The 17,805-nt window shown below is 58.2% G+C and carries 15 protein-coding genes; 1 reads left to right on the top strand and 14 read right to left on the bottom strand.

The genetic code is table 11. The features are described from left to right. The first annotated feature begins 413 nt into the window (after positions 1-413). On the top strand, positions 414-1,652 hold the full coding sequence (locus ASH01S_RS14055; RefSeq protein ID WP_067929078.1) for an IS110 family RNA-guided transposase: 1,239 nt from the start codon (positions 414-416) through the stop codon (positions 1,650-1,652). 188 nt (positions 1,653-1,840) lie between these two features. Here ASH01S_RS14055 and ASH01S_RS14050 read toward each other — a convergent pair whose 3' ends face one another. The 14 genes from ASH01S_RS14050 to ASH01S_RS13990 all read right to left on the bottom strand — a co-directional run bounded on the left by ASH01S_RS14050 (position 1,841) and on the right by ASH01S_RS13990 (position 17,770). Further along, positions 1,841-3,208, bottom strand: coding sequence for a short-chain fatty acid transporter (locus tag ASH01S_RS14050; RefSeq protein ID WP_217996334.1), 1,368 nt, complete (start codon positions 3,206-3,208; stop codon positions 1,841-1,843). Between the two features lie 110 nt (positions 3,209-3,318). Next, positions 3,319-4,413, bottom strand: a complete 1,095-nt coding sequence (locus ASH01S_RS14045) for an LLM class flavin-dependent oxidoreductase (RefSeq protein WP_306302868.1) — start codon at positions 4,411-4,413, stop codon at positions 3,319-3,321. Beyond that, entirely contained in the window at positions 4,358-4,690 is a 333-nt protein-coding gene (locus ASH01S_RS19585) for a hypothetical protein (protein WP_306302867.1), read from the bottom strand. Before ASH01S_RS19585 ends, ASH01S_RS14045 begins: the two co-directional genes overlap by 56 nt. Before the next feature lie 74 nt (positions 4,691-4,764). Continuing rightward, positions 4,765-6,201, bottom strand: a complete 1,437-nt coding sequence (locus tag ASH01S_RS14040) for a 4-hydroxyphenylacetate 3-hydroxylase family protein (protein WP_067929077.1) — start codon at positions 6,199-6,201, stop codon at positions 4,765-4,767. A gap of 6 nt (positions 6,202-6,207) precedes the next feature. Further along, the gene (locus tag ASH01S_RS14035) at positions 6,208-7,038 is read right to left on the bottom strand and encodes an ABC transporter ATP-binding protein (protein ID WP_083517193.1); all 831 of its coding nucleotides are present in this window, start codon (positions 7,036-7,038) and stop codon (positions 6,208-6,210) included. A gap of 11 nt (positions 7,039-7,049) precedes the next feature. Continuing rightward, positions 7,050-7,892, bottom strand: coding sequence for an ABC transporter permease (locus ASH01S_RS14030; protein WP_083517192.1), 843 nt, complete (start codon positions 7,890-7,892; stop codon positions 7,050-7,052). A 37-nt stretch (positions 7,893-7,929) separates the two neighbouring features. After that, positions 7,930-8,946, bottom strand: a complete 1,017-nt coding sequence (locus ASH01S_RS14025) for an aliphatic sulfonate ABC transporter substrate-binding protein (RefSeq protein WP_083517191.1) — start codon at positions 8,944-8,946, stop codon at positions 7,930-7,932. A gap of 70 nt (positions 8,947-9,016) precedes the next feature. After that, positions 9,017-10,183 carry an FMNH2-dependent alkanesulfonate monooxygenase gene (ssuD, locus tag ASH01S_RS14020; protein WP_067929076.1) on the bottom strand — a complete coding sequence of 389 codons (1,167 nt, stop codon included), beginning with the start codon at positions 10,181-10,183 and terminating at the stop codon, positions 9,017-9,019. Between the two features lie 63 nt (positions 10,184-10,246). Then, positions 10,247-10,798, bottom strand: coding sequence for an NADPH-dependent FMN reductase (gene ssuE, locus ASH01S_RS14015; RefSeq protein WP_067929075.1), 552 nt, complete (start codon positions 10,796-10,798; stop codon positions 10,247-10,249). Between the two features lie 315 nt (positions 10,799-11,113). Next, positions 11,114-12,178 (bottom strand): dimethylsulfone monooxygenase SfnG, encoded by a 1,065-nt coding sequence (gene sfnG, locus ASH01S_RS14010; protein WP_067929080.1) that lies wholly within the window; start codon positions 12,176-12,178, stop codon positions 11,114-11,116. A gap of 178 nt (positions 12,179-12,356) precedes the next feature. Then, on the bottom strand, positions 12,357-13,529 hold the full coding sequence (locus ASH01S_RS14005; protein WP_067929074.1) for a mannitol-1-phosphate 5-dehydrogenase: 1,173 nt from the start codon (positions 13,527-13,529) through the stop codon (positions 12,357-12,359). Next, entirely contained in the window at positions 13,529-13,963 is a 435-nt protein-coding gene (locus tag ASH01S_RS14000) for a PTS mannitol transporter subunit IIA (RefSeq protein WP_067929073.1), read from the bottom strand. Before ASH01S_RS14000 ends, ASH01S_RS14005 begins: the two co-directional genes overlap by 1 nt. Positions 13,964-13,968: 5 nt before the next feature. After that, the gene (locus ASH01S_RS13995) at positions 13,969-16,227 is read right to left on the bottom strand and encodes a BglG family transcription antiterminator (protein WP_067929072.1); all 2,259 of its coding nucleotides are present in this window, start codon (positions 16,225-16,227) and stop codon (positions 13,969-13,971) included. A 43-nt stretch (positions 16,228-16,270) separates the two neighbouring features. After that, the gene (locus ASH01S_RS13990; protein WP_067929071.1) at positions 16,271-17,770 is read right to left on the bottom strand and encodes a PTS mannitol transporter subunit IIBC; all 1,500 of its coding nucleotides are present in this window, start codon (positions 17,768-17,770) and stop codon (positions 16,271-16,273) included. Between the last annotated feature and the right edge of the window lie 35 nt (positions 17,771-17,805).

Genomic DNA, 17,805 nt, shown 5'->3' with positions numbered 1-17,805 from the left:
AGACGCTTCCCTGGATAGCTTCAGATGGCATGCAAAACCCTCCTCGTATGATTTGATTTAGACCAAGGTCTTTTATGTCAACTACAAACACACAGGGCTAAAGGGTTGAGTCGCTGGGGTATCCCCAGAGATAATGACCTTAAGCGTAGGGTCCGGGGCAGTTCTGGTGTCCTCCTGTAGTCACCGCCTGGGTGAACTTCTCGGAAAGACTGTCTCCCCGATGCGGGTGTGTGATCTTTGACTCGCAGGCGGTCCCCCGTCCGTCTCCTTCCCGTATGACAGCAGCATGCGGGTGTACCCAGGGAGCGGCCGGCGAGTTCTCATCACGCGAGGCTGAGAGATACACCCGCGGCTCGGGGATACCCCAGCGACTCAGACGCCCGCACCCTGCCAAACAGGAGGTGAATCTGACAATGGCATGTCTGTATGTCGGTATCGATCTCGGCCTGAGCAACTTTGTCGTCCGCGTCATCGACGAGCAGGGCAAACCCGTGTCCGGAGCATTGACCTACACCAATGACCTCGTGGGCGCCGAGAAGCTCCTGGACAAGCTTTTGGAGTTGCTTGAATCCACCGGTTCCACGCAGCTTCGAATCGGCATGGAGGCCACCAACCTGTACTGGTGGCACTTGCACGAGTTTCTCTCACAAAACGACGCCCTCCAGCCCTTTGACACAGAGATTTTTGTCCTCAATCCGTCATTGGTGGATGGGTTTAAGAAGGCTTATACCAAGCTGCCGAAAACCCATGCGATGGATGCCTGGGTCATCGCCGACCGGCTGCGTTTTGGGGGGCTGCGCCCCACGTTGCCACAAGACCCGCGCTATGCCGCTCTGCAGCGGTTGACACGCTTTCGCTACAACCTGGTGCAGAATCTCATCCGGGAGAAGAATCGGGCGCTGGGCATGATTTTTCTCAAGTTCTCGCCGCTGCGCGACGACCAACAGAACCCCTTTAGCGACCCGTTCGGCAAGGCAGTCACCGCTGTTCTCTCCGAACTGACACCGGATGAGGTCGCAGAGCGTCCGTTAGAAGAACTGGCCCAGTTCATAGCGGAGCATGGCAACAACCGGTTGCGTGACCCGCAAGAGTTAGCCCGGGAGCTCAAGCGGCTCGCTCAGCGTGCGTACCGGCTGAATCCAGCCATGGCCGACGCGATTGAGGTTACGCTGTCGATGACGCTCAGCAACATTCAGTTCCTGCAGCGACAACTGAAGGAACTGGATAAGGTCATCGCTCGCCATTTGGCGGCGATTCCGCAGACCCTCGATACCGTACCCGGCATCGGGCCAGTGATTGCGGCCGGCATTGTCTCCGAGATTGGAGACATCTCTCGTTTCGACGACCAAGCTGCCCTCGCGAAATTCGCTGGCTTGACATGGTCCGTGCACCAATCGAGCCAATTTCGGGCCGATGACACCAAGTTGACAAAGTCGGGCAACTATTACCTGCGGTACTACCTGATAGAGGCGGCGAACTCGTTGCGGGTACACAACAGGGAGTACGCCGAGTTTTACCAGAAGAAGTACCGCGAAGCGACAACACACCACCACAAACGTGGATTGGTTCTGACGGCCCGAAAATTCGTGCGACTGGTCTATGCGCTGCTGAGCAACGGCCAAATCTACGACGAAAGGCGGGCGACAGGCTGAACCTGAACAACAGCACCTTGAGACTTCACCGATATCAGGATGAAATTTCCATTCATCCTCGATGAGGGAGTGATGCTTTATTTCAAGTCGAGTTTACATAACTCATTTCATCACCCCCTTGACATTTCACCGCAGGTCTTTCCAGTGAAGCGGTTACGGTCAGTTGGGCCTCCGCGCAAACTCCGGTGCTACCAAATCAAGACGGTCACGACGTAGACGATACCTACCCAGAAGAAGGGTACGATGGTGTAGCCCATAATCTGGCGGACGCTCAAACGAGCCAGCGTTAAAATGGGAATCAGCCAAAAGGGTTGCACTAAGTCGTTCCATGAGCAGCCCATCTGCACGGCCATACTGGTCTTCGCCACATCGGCCCCCAGGCTTTTGGCCGCTTCAATCATAAATGGTCCCTGAATCGCCCAATGCCCCCCTGAAGAAGGAGCAAAGAAATTGATGAGAAAAGAGCTCAAAAGTCCAAACAGAGGCAGGGTGTGCACAGTTGAGATATCAACCATCCACTTGGAAATGGCGACCGCCAGTCCTGAGGATTTCATCATGCCCATAATGCCGGCGTAAAACGGAAACTGGAGCACAATGCCGCCAATGCTTCGAACGCCTTCTGACACAGCGCGAACATAGGCTGCCGGAGTGCCATGAAACAACAACCCACAAAAGAGGAAGATAGCGTTCAATGTGTCAATGTCCAAAGACCCACCGGAGGAAAAATGATAGCCCAGGAAGCCGGCTCCCATGAGCACCATGATGACATTCAGCAGCCGCATCCTCTCTAACTTCTCGGCCGGCGTCCTGGCCACCGGCACGCTGTCCTGTCTATCCGTCGTTTCCCATGAAGACGGATTGATATCGAACACGGCGTCACGCTTCGGGTGAATGAGGATATTGAGTGTGGGCAGGGTGACCATCAGGACGACTGCATCCACCACAACAGCCGGAAGAAACACAGTGTGCCGCAAGGAGATCAATCCGCCAATCGACGCCGCGAACGGATTGCCAGCCGTGGCCAGGGTGATAGGAATGGTCGCGGACACCCCGAGGCCGTACACAATCCATCCTGAATAGGCGCTCGCAATCAACAGCGGATAGTGAATACCACGAATCCGCTTCGCGAGTTGCTGCGCCATCAAAGTCCCGGCAATCAACCCGAATCCCCAATTGATGTAGGAAGCGATGCACGAGACCACGGTCGCGCACACAATCGCGCCGCGAGGACTGTGGACACGGGAGGCACACCAGTTCAAAAGTTTGGCGACTGGCGGAGATACCGCCAAGGCGTATCCCGTCACCACCACCAACGCGACCTGCATGGAAAACTCCAAAAACCCCCAAAAACCGTTCGACCAATCCCGCACCATCGCCGGCAAACTCTGATGAGAAACCGTGATGCCTAAAAGGAGCATCACCAGGGTCAGCATCATCACAAGCACAAACGGATCCGGCAGATATCTCTCCATGACTGCCGCGAAGAACTGGGTCGTGCGTTGCAAGGGATTCATTCGTACAACGGGTTGTTGTTTCAAGACCACGTTGGACTGCACCATTATGCCTCCTTCCGGACACCCGCGGCCTTATGCATGCCCCGTTGCCATTGGACAACAAGGGAGTGAAAAGGAGCACCGCTTCGCTTGACCTCGCCTCTCAAAAAGCGCTAGTTTCTCACCTGCACTTGTCTCCCGGGATGGTCGTCAGGCAAGTGCGGACGGCCGCCGTACAGGTTGCCCCGCAGCGTGTCGAATACATAATCGTTCCATACGAGCCCCCTCTTCTGGAGCGTGGGGACGACCATGTCGACAAAATCCACAAACGTCCCGGGTATGACGGCATACGCGACATTGAATCCGTCCACGCCCGCTTCGTCCACCCAGGCTTTCATCTCGTCGGCAATACGTTCCGCAGTGCCCACGAACACCGGCCCCCGGCCGCCAATGCCGATAAACCGGGCGATTTCCTCCACGGTCCACTGACGGTCCGGATCCATTTTTGTAAAGACTTCCACCGCTGAGTGAATGGCGTCATTGCGGACATATTGCAGTGGCTCCGACGGCCCGTATTTGGAAAGGTCCAGACCGCTCCATCCCCCGTACAGGGCGAGCGCCCCCTCGTAGCTTGCGTGTTGGATGTAATCCAGGTACTTTTCTTCCGCCTCCGCCTGGGTCCGGCCAACAATGGGTGTGAACATGGAAAAAACGCGGATTTGCGACGGGTCTCGGCCGATCTTTTCTGCCTCCGCCCGGATAGACTGCACATATGTCTTGGCCATGGCCAAGGTCGGTGCAATGATGAACACACACTCTGCGTGGCGTGCCGCGAACGCGCGCCCTCGCCTGGACACCCCTGCCTGGTACAACACCGGCGTGCGCTGGGGAGAGGGCTCGCAAAGATGGATTCCGGGAACAGTGAAATAGGTGCCACGGTGTCCAATGGCATGCACCTTATCGGGTTCCGCGTAGACCCCTCGCCTGCGATCCCGCACGACAGCATCGTCTTCCCAGCTGCCTTCCCAGAGCTTGTAGCAAACCTCGAGGTATTCCTCGGCGATGTCATAACGGGCATCGTGATCCACCTGTCGCTGGAGGCCCAGGTTGCGCGCTGCGCTGTCTAAGTAGGAAGTCACGATATTCCAGCCCACTCGCCCCTTGGTCAAGTGATCCAGCGTGGACATCCGGCGCGCAAATAGATAAGGAGGCTCATAACTGACTGATGCCGTGACACCAAAACCTAAACGGGTTGTGACCTGCGCCATGACCGGCACAATCAGCATCCGGATCATTGAGCGGGACCTGAGCGGCATGCCGAACTGCTGCATCCCGCGAGCCTTGATAGACGTCATACACTCCCAGTACGTCCGCCAAAAACACGGCGTCAAACCGACCGCGCTCCAATGTCTGGGCCAATTCGGCCCAGAAATCGATATCCGTATAGCGGTACCCTTGGTCCGACGGATGCGTCCAGAGCCCTGGAGATTGGTGACTTACGCAATTCATCACAAAGGCGTTGAGATAGATCCTGTCGTGCTTCATCCCTGTGCTCACTCCTTGCCGGACGGGAACCAGTCGACCGTCGTTGCTGCACAGCCGTCGACCTGGACCGGCCCTCACTCCTCTGACTGGCGGATGAGATCCCACACCGGCTGGGTGTATGGTCCCTTGTCAGCATGGAGGTACTGATTGGCATACATGCGTACCGGATCACCCGCGTAGTATCGTTCATACAGCTGGTGCCGAGCGCCCAGCTGACTGCCGATAAGGTCCCACCCAAGTTGAAACAGCTTGATCTTGGCACTCGCGGGCACAGTGGCTCCAGCGAAGTACTTGTCAATCAGATCAGACACCGTTCCTTCGTAAGCAGAGGCGCGTGATGGCACCTGCATGAATCCGCCGGCTCCGACTTGCTGCAAAATCTCGATTGCACGCGGATAGTATCGACTGTTAAGGTTGCGGGCTGTTTCCAGATACCCGATGGCCGGAATTTGGTTGCCAAATTCATCGAGATAGGAATACACTTCCGAAGCCGTGACGAGAGCCTGCAGGGTGTCAACCTGGGTCAACAGCTCCCCCAGTTTCTCCTGGACGTGGAGAAAGCCGTTGACCCCAATCGCCTCCGCCACGGCGCAGGCGACCCCCGTCACAAACCGGAGTTTGGCCAACGCCCGAACAACTGTTTGATGGAATGCCAGAGCGTTCGCCGAAGTGTTTTGCCTAAGCCGCCACACTGCGTCTGGATTGTCCTTCAGCAACACGCGCTCCCACGGTACCAGGACGTCGTCAAAGATCAGCACGGCGTCCATCTCGTCATATCGACTGCTGAGCGGATGCTGTTCCGTGTCCGCCGACGCGAACGACTCCCTGCAGACAATATGAAGGCCCTGAAGGTTGGCGGGCACAATGAGGGCATGTGCGTATTCAGGATGGGCCGCATCCACGTGGTAAAAAGGGAAGATCAAAAAGTCGTGCGTATAAGGCGCGGCCGTAGCAATCATTTTGGCCCCACGGACAACCACGCCGTCCGAATTCTCCCGTACAATACGCAACACCGCATCGGGATTCTCGTCGTCGATTCGCTTGGCTCGATTGATTTGGGGATCGAGCAGGGCGGTGGTCAAGAACCGATCTTCGTCTCTGGCCGTTTCGTAGTACCGGGTGATTTTCTCGACAAAGTGCGGATCATCCGCGGCGAACGCCTCGCGCACTGCATACCATCCGGTCACCATCGACCTGGCATAGTCGGACAAGCGGCTCATTACACCTTGGGTTTGCTCGGCCCAATGTGCAAACGCCGCCGTACGGCGGCCCAAATCTTCCTGGCTTTTGGGCACGAGAAACGCGTTGTGAACATAACTCCCCGACCGCGGACTCACGAATCCAATCTGCTCTTGAATGCCTGGGGTATCCAAGGTATTGAACAAGCGTGAAATGGTACGAAGCGTTCCCGTGAAATCCGGATGCTTTGTGACATCCGACACCCGTTGACCGTCCAGCCAAACGTTTCGGCCGTCACGCAGACTGGCCAGAAAGCGCTGTCCCCTGTCCATGGCGATTTACATTCCTCCAGACGTTGTATTCGACGGGATAGGTTCCGAAACGGTCAGAGACGAACCTGTGGACTGGGGTGCGGTTCGACTCTGCCTGGATGCCAAACTGGCCCCCTGCAGCTTCAAAATATTGAAGATAGATTTCTTCACGTCTGCCAGCGACTCCAGGTCGCGGGTGTGAAGCCTGTCCGCAGGCAGAGTGACCACCTCCGCCACACGCCCCGGTTGCCCTTGCATAACGACGATGGTGTTGCAGAGATAGAGCGCTTCGTCAATGTCATGAGTGACCAACGGCAACGTGCAGCGGTTCTCTGCCCAAATCTCCAATAACAGGTCTTGCAGCTGCATCCGCGTGAACGCATCCAATGCACTGAACGGCTCATCCAACAGCAAAATGTCCGGGGACGCGACCAACGCTCTGGCAATCGCAACGCGTTGCGCCATCCCACCGGATAACTGGCGAGGGTAAAATAATTCATACCCCCGCAAGCCTACTTTTTCCAAAATTGCCGAAGCTTCTTGATGCCTGGTTTTCCTTGAAGCCTGGAGACCGAATGACACATTGTCCGAGACCGGTAACCATGGCATGAGCCTCGGCTCTTGGAAAATCACACCCACCGCATCTTGGATTTGGCTGCCCGCCTGCTGGCCGTAAAAGCTCACTACTCCCGATTCGGCCTGCTCCAAGCCCGCGATGACACGCAGCAACGTGCTCTTCCCGCACCCACTTGGCCCCAGGATGCCGACAATGTCCCCAGGCCCAACGCGGAAAGATATGTCCTCAAAGGCAACCTTCCCGTTCTTGAATACTTTGGTTAACTCACGAATTTCCAGCATGCACCATCCCCCTAGTGCCCTGGTGCTTGCGTGTCCAGCGAACCCCGTGTCTGCGGCCATCCAGTCTCGCGGTTGCCAAAGCTGTCATGCCAATGCAACAACCTTCGCTCCAAAACACGCAGAATGCCGTCTGAGACCTTGCCCAGAATGGCAAAGAGAACGATGCTGCCCACTATCAACTCCGGGGCATACGTGTTTTGTCCGGTCTCCAATAAGTAGCCCAATCCCTGACTGGCCCCCATCAGTTCCGCCGCGACCACAAACATCCACCCGAGCCCTAACCCCGCCCGAAGCCCGGTGAAGATAGCCGGCAAGCTGCTGGGAATGGTGATGCGCCAAATCAATTTCCACCGGGGAAACCGAAACACTTGACCGACTTCAAGCAGTTTCCTGTCCACGTATCGAATGCCGTTCATCGTGGCTAAATACACGGGAAAAAAGACACCCACGGCAATCAGCGTGATCTTTGAGCCCTCACCAATGCCCATCCAAAGGATGAACAAGGGGACCCATGCAAGCGATGGGACGGATCGCACAGATTGGATCATCGGGTCAATCAGCCATTCGAGCGTTTCGAAAAAACCGACCAATGCGCCCAGAACAAGCCCCGCCAAAGCACCAAACACAAACCCTAGGACGAGCCGGACACATGTCGCATCCACATCAGCCCAAAGAGTTCCGTTGCTTCCCATGGCCAAGAATGCCTGGCAAATGGCACTGGGTGCCGGCAGCAGATCGGACGGGAACACACCGCGTTGACAGAGAATTTGCCATAGAACCACGACCACAACGGGAATCACAATGCCGACCAGAACTCTTTGTACCAGTCTGCGGGCGGATGGTGAAACCGACATACGAGCCCTCCCCCATCAGATGGCTCCCATCTCATCCTCACTTCGCGACCTGCTGCGCAAATTGAGGCTGAAGATACTTGGCGACCACCTGTTTAACGTCTGCGCTCTTCGGAATGATGTTCGACTGCTGGAGAACTTGTCCGGTCTCCACCAAGGTCTGACGCTCCGCCGCTGATGGGACCGGATCTAGAAAATCATTCCGATCCATGACCACCTTGGCCACCGAGGGCTGCAGGTTGGCGTCCTGTTCCACGATTTTCAACGCCTGTTGCGGATGGGATTTCGTCCATGTCCTGGCCCTTTCATACAACTGCAAGACCTGTCGTACCGCATCCGGATATGTTTTGGCGAAATCATCTCGCACATTCAAAACGCAGTAGGAATTGTAATCTGGGTTGCGATAGATCAATTTCGCTCCATCCTGGACTTGCAGCTTGGCCATGTAGGGATCCAGTCCCGCCCACGCATCCACCTGGTGCCTCAACAATGCGTCGGCGCCATTGTTGTGTTGGAGATTTACAATCTTTACATCATTTACGGACAACCCGGATTGTTGAAGGGCCCGGACCAAAAAAATGTATGGATCCGTCCCCAGCGTAGTGGCCACGGTCTTCCCCTTTAAGTCGGCAACGCTATGAATGTCTGAGTCTTTATCGACGACCAAGGCCGTCCATTCCGGTTTGGAGGCCACGTATACCCCTTCAATCGGTGATCCTTTGGCTACCGCCACCACAGCCGCTCCGCCAGCGGTCGTTCCGAAATCAATGCTGTTGCTGTCCAAATACTGAATCGCTGTATTGCTCCCTTGGTCCAAAACCCATTGCACCTTGATTCCTTCCTTGGCAAACGTCTTGTCTGCCCAGCCCTGGCTCTTCAGCACCAAGCTCAAAGGAGAGTAGTAAGCGTAATCCAGCCGGATCACCTTCGGAAGGTGCTTATTTTGTGTGGATGTGTGGGTACTGTTGCCTGTGTTGCTTGGAGAGCAAGCGGCGGTTGCCAGCGCCGTCATCAGCGCGACGGCAGCCGTCCGCACGACGCCTTTCCGTATTCTCATCCATTCTCCCCCTCGCTGGACGCCCGGTTGCACCTTTTGCCAGACCTGTTGTCTCGAGTCGCAGGGGACCTTATGAGCTCGCCGCCCCTGAGGCCACGGAATCGCGCGATTCCGGAATCAACTCATTGGCAATCATTTCGCCGAACGGACTGATATAGGAACGCTCATCCGCATTTCGGTTTGTCTCAACGGGGAGCAGAGGGAACAACAGTTCGGCCACCCGGTATGCCTCCTCCAGGTGGGGATAACCGGAAAGAATGAAAGTCTCAATACCAAGTTCCTGATACTCCTTGATGCGCGTCGCCACCGTTTCTGGATCACCGACCAGTGCCGTGCCGGCACCTCCCCTGACCAATCCCACGCCCGCCCACAGGTTCGGACTGATCTCCAGGTGCGACCTGTCTCCTTTATGCAGCTGACTCATCCGCTGCTGACCCACGGAATCCATGCGTGCAAATATTTGTTGCGCCGCTGCAATCGTGTCGTCATCCAAGTACTGGATGAGTTCATCTGCAGCTTTCCAGGCCGCATCCGCTGTTTCCCGAACAATCACGTGCAGCCGGATGCCGAACCGCAGTTTTCGCCCCTGCTCCTCCGCCAGCTTCCGCACCTTGGATATCTTCTCCTCAACCTGAGCAGGCGGTTCTCCCCAGGTGAGATATACATCGACATGTCGGGCTGCAACTTCCATCGCCGCAGGCGATGAACCGCCAAAGTACAATGCTGGATAAGGCTTTTGTACCGGTGGATAGAGTACCTCCCCACCCTCAATGCGAAGACGTTCGCCTGCATAATCTACCTTGCCTTCCTGGGACAGGAGGCGTCTCCATACCGACAGGAACTCGTCGGTCAGGGCGTACCGCTCGTCGTGTGGCAGAAACAGGCCGTCCCCGGCGTTTTCTACCGGATCCCCGCCGGTCACCACATTGATGAGCAGTCTGCCATCGGAAAACCGATCCAACGTGGCCGCCATACGTGCCGCCAACGTCGGTGACATCAACCCTGGGCGAACCGCCACGAGAAACTTCAAGCGCTTGGTGAACGGCGCAATGGTGGACGCCACAATCCAGGCATCCTCGCACGACTTACCAGTCGGCAACAACACTCCTGAAAACCCAACTTCGTCTGCGGCCTGTGCGATTTGGCGGCAATACGCGTGATTCACAGCCCGCGCGCCCTGTCGGGTTCCCAGATAACGACCATCGCCGTGCGTGGGTATGAACCAAAACAATTCCATAACACATCCACCTCCATGGGTCCTGCTTGGCTCAATGTCCTCAGTGCTGCTCTTGGCGCGAACTCACGACAAGCGCAAAGCTACCGGATCGAATCTCTTTATGAGCGCTTGCACAGCCTCTGACAGTCGTTCCTGCAGGTCTGGGGCGATATCATATCCGCCGGACGATTCATTGCGTATAAACTGCGTGTCCAACCCAAACACACTCTTCTCCAAAGTGGTAGCTCCCAGCACGGACAAGACCGGCTTCAGCGCGTATTCCAAGGCCAACAGATGGGCGATGGTGCCGCCCACGGCCACCGGCAAAACCGGCTTGTTCTCCAGCGCTCCGGTTGGCAGTAAATCTAAGTAAGCCTTGAGCACGCCGGTATACGACGCCTTATAGATTGGAGTTCCGATGACCACCGCATCCGCATCCAAAATGATCTGGTTCACTCGGGAAATCGTTGCGCTCTGGGTCCTGGCGTGCAACAAGTCCTCAGGCGGCAGATCCCGAACCAGGATGATTTGCGTATCAATGCCATGGGTTTCGAAATGTTCACTGAGCCACTCCAGTGTAGTCGCGAGTCGGAATGGCTCCGATGGGCTTCCAGAAACCAGAGCAATACGGGTCATTCGGCATCCTCCTCATCTCTCCGATGCAGCTCATGAATTCCATAAACTCCGATGAGCTAAGTTTAGTATATGTAGGGCTCACTCGCTTCTCAATAAAATGTTGATGATTTCGAGGTGAATAATCTGTATTCGATATAACGTTATGATGAATGAACTGTGGAAGGCGTACCACTGGCCCCGTCGAGTTCGTCGGGCAAATGGCACGTTCATAGACCAAGAATGGTGTAGTATCACTTAACGGAACTTTCCGATCCTTTTATTTGACCGATCTACAGCGGCTACTTCTCTGCTTCTCATTGATTCACGTGTTGTCTGTCAGACCACTTCCACTGCTTCTTTTTTGCGTACCAGCGGAATCACCTGATCTCCGAATGCTTTCAGGTCCTCATCATAATGCAAGAATCCTGTCAAAATCAGGTCCACGCCGATCTTCTTGAGTTCGATGATTCGATCCGCCACATCTTCCGCCGTTCCAATGAGCCCAGTCTTGAAGCCGTCATTGTATTGAACCAAATCCTCGAAAGTCGAATGGGCCCACATTCCCTCCTGTTCCGGAGAGGCTTTGCCAGCAAAGCGGACCTGATCCCTGAACCCTTCCACAGCCGCAATGTCAGCGTGCTCGACAATGTCTCGAAGCACCTGCTTTGCTTCTTCTTCTGTATCTCTCACGATCACGAAGGCATTGACACCGAACTTAAGCGCTCTTCCCGCTTGTGCGGCCAACTCTTTCACTTCATCAATCTGGGCCTTCAATCCGTCAAGCGTATTACCATTCATAAAGTACCAGTCGGATACCCTGGCAGCCATCTGTCTGGCGGCCTTTGAGTTCCCCCCCTGAAAGATGAGAGGCTGGGATATGGGCTTGGGTTTGAGCGGCGCCTGATTTATCCGATAGAAATCCCCGTGGAAAGTGCCTGTTTCTTTCGTCCACATCTCTCGCAGCACACGGATGAACTCTTCGGAACGACGATACCGTTCGTCATGATCCAACCATGGCTCTCCGTACGCATGAAACTCGCCCTTGAACCAACCGCTTACAATATTCACCGCCGCGCGTCCACGACTGATGTGATCCAACGTTGCAATCATCTTTGCCACCACGCCAGGGTGCCATAAACCAGGCAAGACCGCCGCAATCAGGTTCAGCTTCTCCGTGACACTTGCCAATGCGGCCGCCAAAGTTATAGCCTCCAGCTGATTCTCGGCTCCATAACTCGCCGTGAATCGGGTCTGAAGCAAGGCGAACTCGAACCCTGCCTGCTCTGCAATTCGAGCATACCGGGCGTTTGCTTCAAACGACCAATCGGTTCGTTGAGGAAGCTTGGAAATGACTAATCCTCCGCTGACATTAGGAACCCAATAGGCAAACTTTAACGTCATCGTTTCATCATCCTCCTGCACTCTGACCATAAATGACCAAAAAAGATCTAAAAAAATAAGGCACGGAAAGATGAACTCCGTACCTCTGGTGAACCAGTCGGCCGTGACAACCAGATTCATGAAGATATCTACGTTTCCCTCATTTTATTTAATAGTATTCCGCTTCGTCAACAGTGATTTAACGACTTGTTCTCTTCAGGTCCACCAATCGCTCGTACGCCTTCACAACAGCGCCGACCAGGTCCTCATCCTGCAAGCAGCTCACGGACCGCACGGTTGATTCGATGCCCTGCTTACGGATGGACTCCTGCAGGCGCTGCGCCTGGGCATCGCCCGGGTGGTCGAACCGATATGCGGCTGCGATGCCGGTGACCAAGTGATCAGTGGGCAGACCATACGTGCGACACAGTCGAAGCGGTGCAACCAGTCTGTCCTCGGGTCCCAGCTTCCGTACGGGGTCACGCCCGACGCGGACAACCTCGTCGCCTAGGTGCGGATTTCGAAACCGCTCAAACACACGGTCCGCGTACGCGGCTACATCGGCTTCGGTAAATGTGTGCTCATACTTCCGCGCCAGGGCGGCCGCAACCTCAGCCTGTGCGCCACGGGCTGTGTCCGCTGCTCGGCCGTCGCGTGCGGCCTCATCGATAGTCCAGCATCCTGCCAAGTAGCCGATATAGGCCAAGATGGCGTGTGCACCGTTGAGCAAGAATAGCTTCCGCTCCAGGTACGGACCCAGGTCATCCACCAGGTGAACTCCGTGAATCTTTACGTCCCCTTTCAGCGCGCCGCGCTCGACGTCCCACTCAAAGAACGGCTCGACAAACGCGTCGAGCGGCTCGGTTCCCACTGCCGGCCGGTGGTTAGGAGCAATCCGGTCCACCGCCACATTGGCAAACCCGACGTATTCCTCGGCAAAGTTTCGCGTCGGCGCGTCGAGCCGCGCCCATACTGCCTGCTTCAACCGATGGGTGGCATACAGCGCGTTTTCGCACGCCAGCACGTTTTGATAGCCGCCCCTGCCGGACGCGGCGCGCCGGCGGATAGCTTCTGCCAGAACGCCGGCCACCGCATCCAGGTTGCCGACACCTACGGCCGTCGTCACCACGTCCGCATCGACGACGTGATCCACGCATTCGGGAGAGTGCAGGCGCACCGCCCGCACGCCCGTGACAGATTCGGTTTGCATGGATTCCCCCAGGATACACACACGGTATCGTCCGCGCCGGTTGATCTCATCCACCAGCGTGTCCGCCACGTCGGCAAACACCAAGTCGTACCCGGATTGGTGCAGCAGCTGCCCGATGAATCCGCGGCCGATGTTGCCAGCGCCAAAGTGCACGGCCTTCATCACAGGCCCTCCCGTCGGATGATGTCCAGGATCTGCTTGGCGTCGGCGGCGTTGGCCATGGCATCGACGTTGTCTTCCTCCATGCACACCGTGGCAATTTTCCCGAGCACCTCCACGTGCTCTTCACCACGCCCGGCGATGCCAATCACCAGCCGAGCCACTTTCCCGTCGCCAAAGTCCACACCCTGGGGGTACTGTGCAATCACAATGCCCGATTCGCGGATGAAGGGGACTGACTCCGGCATGCCATGCGGAATTGCGACCCCGTTGCCGATGTACGTGGTCATGCTGTCCTCGCGCGCAATCATGCCGTCGATGTAGCCGGCCTCCACATAGCCGTTGTCCACCAGTTTCTGCCCCACGCGACGGATCGCGTCGTACTTGTCCTCGCTCGGGACGCGCAGCAGCACGTCTTTCTCTGTCAGTTCCCTCATTTCTCTCACTCCTGTGTCTCCATGATGCACCGCGCCTTGGCCGTCAAGGCTTCGACATCGGCGGCGTGCAAATCGATGACCCATTGCGGGTCTTCCACCAGCGCCCGGCTCAACCGGCCAAGCCGCAGCAACACATCGGGCGGCTCCTCTTCGCGGGCCAACAGGATGAGCACCGTCCGTACCGGTTCCGGGTGCTCTCCCAAGGCGCGCATGAAAACCGCGTCCCGCAGACGGACGACACCGATATACGGAGCGTCCAGGCTCGCGGTGCGCGCGTGCAGGAGCGCCACGGCCGCACCGGGCAGCACGACGCTCCCTTGTCGCTCCCGCTGCCAGAGCGTCTCTCCCAATACAGCGGCGGGAGCGCCCGAGAGTTCCTGCACCCGCAGCGAAATTTGTTGCACCAGGTCTGCGACTCCGGAGGCCGAGGCCGACCATACATCCAGTCGAGGCTCGACCAACTGCCGAACAAGCGGCGAAGGGTGGCGGGCCCCCGGTCCTTCCGCCGGCTGGTTGGCCGCTTGCGGGCTGGGCGGCGGCGCGCTCTCCGCCCCAGTCGTTTGGTGCCGGGCTGGCAATTCGCTGATGGCGACGCGGACGCTGTCAATCTCCTCCTGGGTTAAGAACGGGGAGACGACCACCACCGGTACGCCCGCTTCCTGTGCGTCGGATGGCACCGTGCTCAAAATCAAGTCGCAGTCGAGCGCCTGCCCGCGTCCCACCGCCCCCACGCCGACGATCTCGAGCTGCGGCAGCTCGGCCCGCACGCGGCTGGCCAGGAGTTCCGCCGAGCTGATGCCGTTGGGGCAGACGATGCGCGCCCGTGGTCGCTGGCGCACGCGCAGGCGCTCCAGCGCCGCCCCCACATGCATCGCCAAAAACCCGACCTCCTCCGCCGGCACATCCAGCTGGGCGGCCGCAAACACCTCGCGGCTGGCTGTCAGAGTGGCCGCGTATACCCCTGGATAGCGCCGACGCACCTCGTCGAGCAGGGGATTCCGAATGGACAACCCGGAGGCCATGCGGTGCATCGCCGGTTCCAGGTGCTGAGCGAGCCCCGTTGTGAATTGCCGATCCGCCTGCAATGGGACGCCGAGTTGCCGGCCGATGGACTCAGCCAGGCGGTGTGCAAACTCGAGAGCGGTGACGTTGGCGGGCAGCAGCTTGTCCCGTTGGGTGAGTTGCACCTTGGCGCCGCGCAGGTGTGTGACCAGATCGGAAACTTCGGCCTCCCGTGCCTTCCCGGCCGCACCCGGCGCAAGCTGCGCCAAGATCCGGCCCACCAACTTGCGGTCGCGGGTCTCATCCTGGATGCGGACACCGTCCTGGATGCGAACACTGTCCACGCCGATCCGCACGTTGTCCGGGTCTTCCGCTGCGGCGAGTGGGCGTCGGACGGAGCGACCGTCTTGCCCCAGGTCCGCGCGCGGGCGGGAATCTTCGACCGGATGGGCCGAATCGACCGGGGCGCCGGCCGCATCCACGAGGCTCTGCCCCTCCCTCAGCCGGGCGAGCGCAATCAGCACATGCAGCAAAAACGACGAAAAGCCAGCTTCGTCGAGGGGCGGATCGAGTTCGGACAGCTCTGCCGAGAGCACCTCGTAAACCCGTTTCACCTCCTGCGCCCCAAAAAAACGGATGAGAAAATGGATGCGCGCGTCGTGTATCGCCGCCCCCGCCGGATGAGCAGCACCCGTAGGTGTATGGGGAATTGGAGCGCGCAGGAATAGCAAGAGGTCCGCCGGGCGAATCCAGTCGTGCACCAGCTCCGCCAGGGCCAGGCGCCGCTGCCGCTCCTCTCCGACCACCTCCACCCCGTACCCGCGCCGGCGCACCAACTGCAGGCGGTACTGGGCGAACCACTCCTCCAGGCCGTCGAGGAGGTGGCTGACACTCGCCGGCGCCAGATCGAGACGCCGGCTGAAGTAGGCCAGCTTGACCGGCCCACCCGCCGCCAGCAATTCCGCCGCAACCAGCCAGGCCCGGTCCGCCGGGCCCAGCGGCAATGGTCCCCGTCCGCGCGGGGCGCTGGACACAGCCTGGTCGATGGCACCGGCTGGACCTGCCAGGCGCCATATACCCGCCTCGTCGCTGGCCAGCGAGGCGCCAAACCCGGCCAGGTACGACTCCACCGCGCGCAGATCCCGTTGCAGGGTGCGACGGCTGACCCCCAACTGCTCGGCCAATGCCGCCACGTCAGCGCCCTGCGGGCGAGCGGCGGCCCGCAGGACGAACGCCTGGCGAGCTGAAAGATGCCGGTTCATAGGCATCGCTCCCGTGCTCTGTCACCGCATCCCCGAGCACTGCTTATTCAGAGATGCGCTTGAGGTCTTCGACAAACGCGTCGTAGGTCGCCTTGTCCAAGAAGTTGTCGACCACGTAGATCTTGGCGTGCGGGGCCACTTGCCGGGCGCGCCCCGCCAGGCTCTGTTGGGTGAAAACGACCGTCGCGTCGGGGGGAATCTGGTTGACTGGGACGTGCGTCACTTCCATTTTGAATCCCCCGGCCTGCAGGCGCTTCTTCAGGATGGAAGCCCCCATGGCGCTGGAGCCCATGCCCGCTTCGCAGGCGAACACCACGTGATTGGGTAGCTCAGTGAGAGTATCCGTTGGCTGCTGCCCAATGGCGCGTTCCGCAGATGCGATGGCGTGGTCCGCCGCTTCCGTCACCGACTCGGCTTGGGCTGAAGCGGTCAGACCTTTGCTCTGCAGCTTCATGCCGCGCACCCGCTCTTTCGCTTCGTCCAGGTTGCCTTCCGCTCCTTGCCCCGTGCGCAGGAGCAGGCTGGAAATCATAAACGACACCGCCGCAGCGACAAAAATGCCAAACAGCACGGGCAGCAAGCCGCCGCGCGGCGACATCATGATCTCCGCGATGATGCTCCCCGGTGAAGCCGTCGCAACCAAACCGGCGCCCGTCCACATGAACGTCGCGTCGCCCGCGATGCCCCCGGCAATGACCGCCAGGACCAGAATCGGCTTCATCAGCACGTAGGGGAAGTAAATCTCGTGGATGCCGCCGAAGAACTGAATCAGGATGGCGCCCGGAGCGGACAGCCGCGCGTTGCCTCTGCCAAACAGCCAATAGGCCAACAGGACACCCAGCCCGGGACCCGGGTCCGTCTCCAGCAGAAAGAAGATAGACTTACCGGTCTCCTTCGCCTGTTGGAGGCCGAGCGGATCGAGAACACCGTGGTTGATGGCGTTGTTCAAGAACAGAATCTTACCGGGTTCAATGAAAATCGCAATCAATGGCAGCAGGTGAATCGAGGTTATCCACTGCGCCGCAGCGCCGAGTGCCGCCGACACGGCGGTCATCGCCGGTTCCACAACCAAAAACGCCAGGATGGCGAGGATACCGCCGAGGATGCCGGCCGAAAATGTGTTGACCAGCATTTCGAAGCCCGCCGGAATGCGGTCTTTGACCGCTCTGTCGAACGTTTTCATCAAGTAGCCAGCAAGCGGCCCCAGAATCATGGCACCGATGAACATCGGTACGGACGAGCCGACCGCCACTCCAGCTGTGGCGATGGCGCCGACAACGCCGCCGCGCTCTCCGTGCACGAGCTTGCCGCCGGTGTAGCCGATGAGTAGCGGGATAAGGAAATTGACGAACGGATTGACCAACTGCGCCAGCTTGGGATTGGGCAACCAGCCAGAAGGAATGAAGAACGCGGTGATAAGTCCCCACGCGATGAATGCGCCGATATTGGGCATCACCATGCCGGCCAAGAATCCACCAAAGCGCTGCAGGGCGGTGCGTGCCCCGCCGCTAGGTTCCGACATGGCCGAAGCTGGAATGGCCATGTGTGAATCCCCCTTCATGTATGAGTGCAGGAATG

It is taken from the genome of Alicyclobacillus shizuokensis NBRC 103103 (assembly GCF_001552255.1).
Classification (GTDB): Bacteria; Bacillota; Bacilli; order Alicyclobacillales; family Alicyclobacillaceae; genus Alicyclobacillus_G; species Alicyclobacillus_G shizuokensis.
Note: the sequence above shows the minus strand (reverse complement) of the source record. Positions and strands in the feature narration are given on the sequence as shown.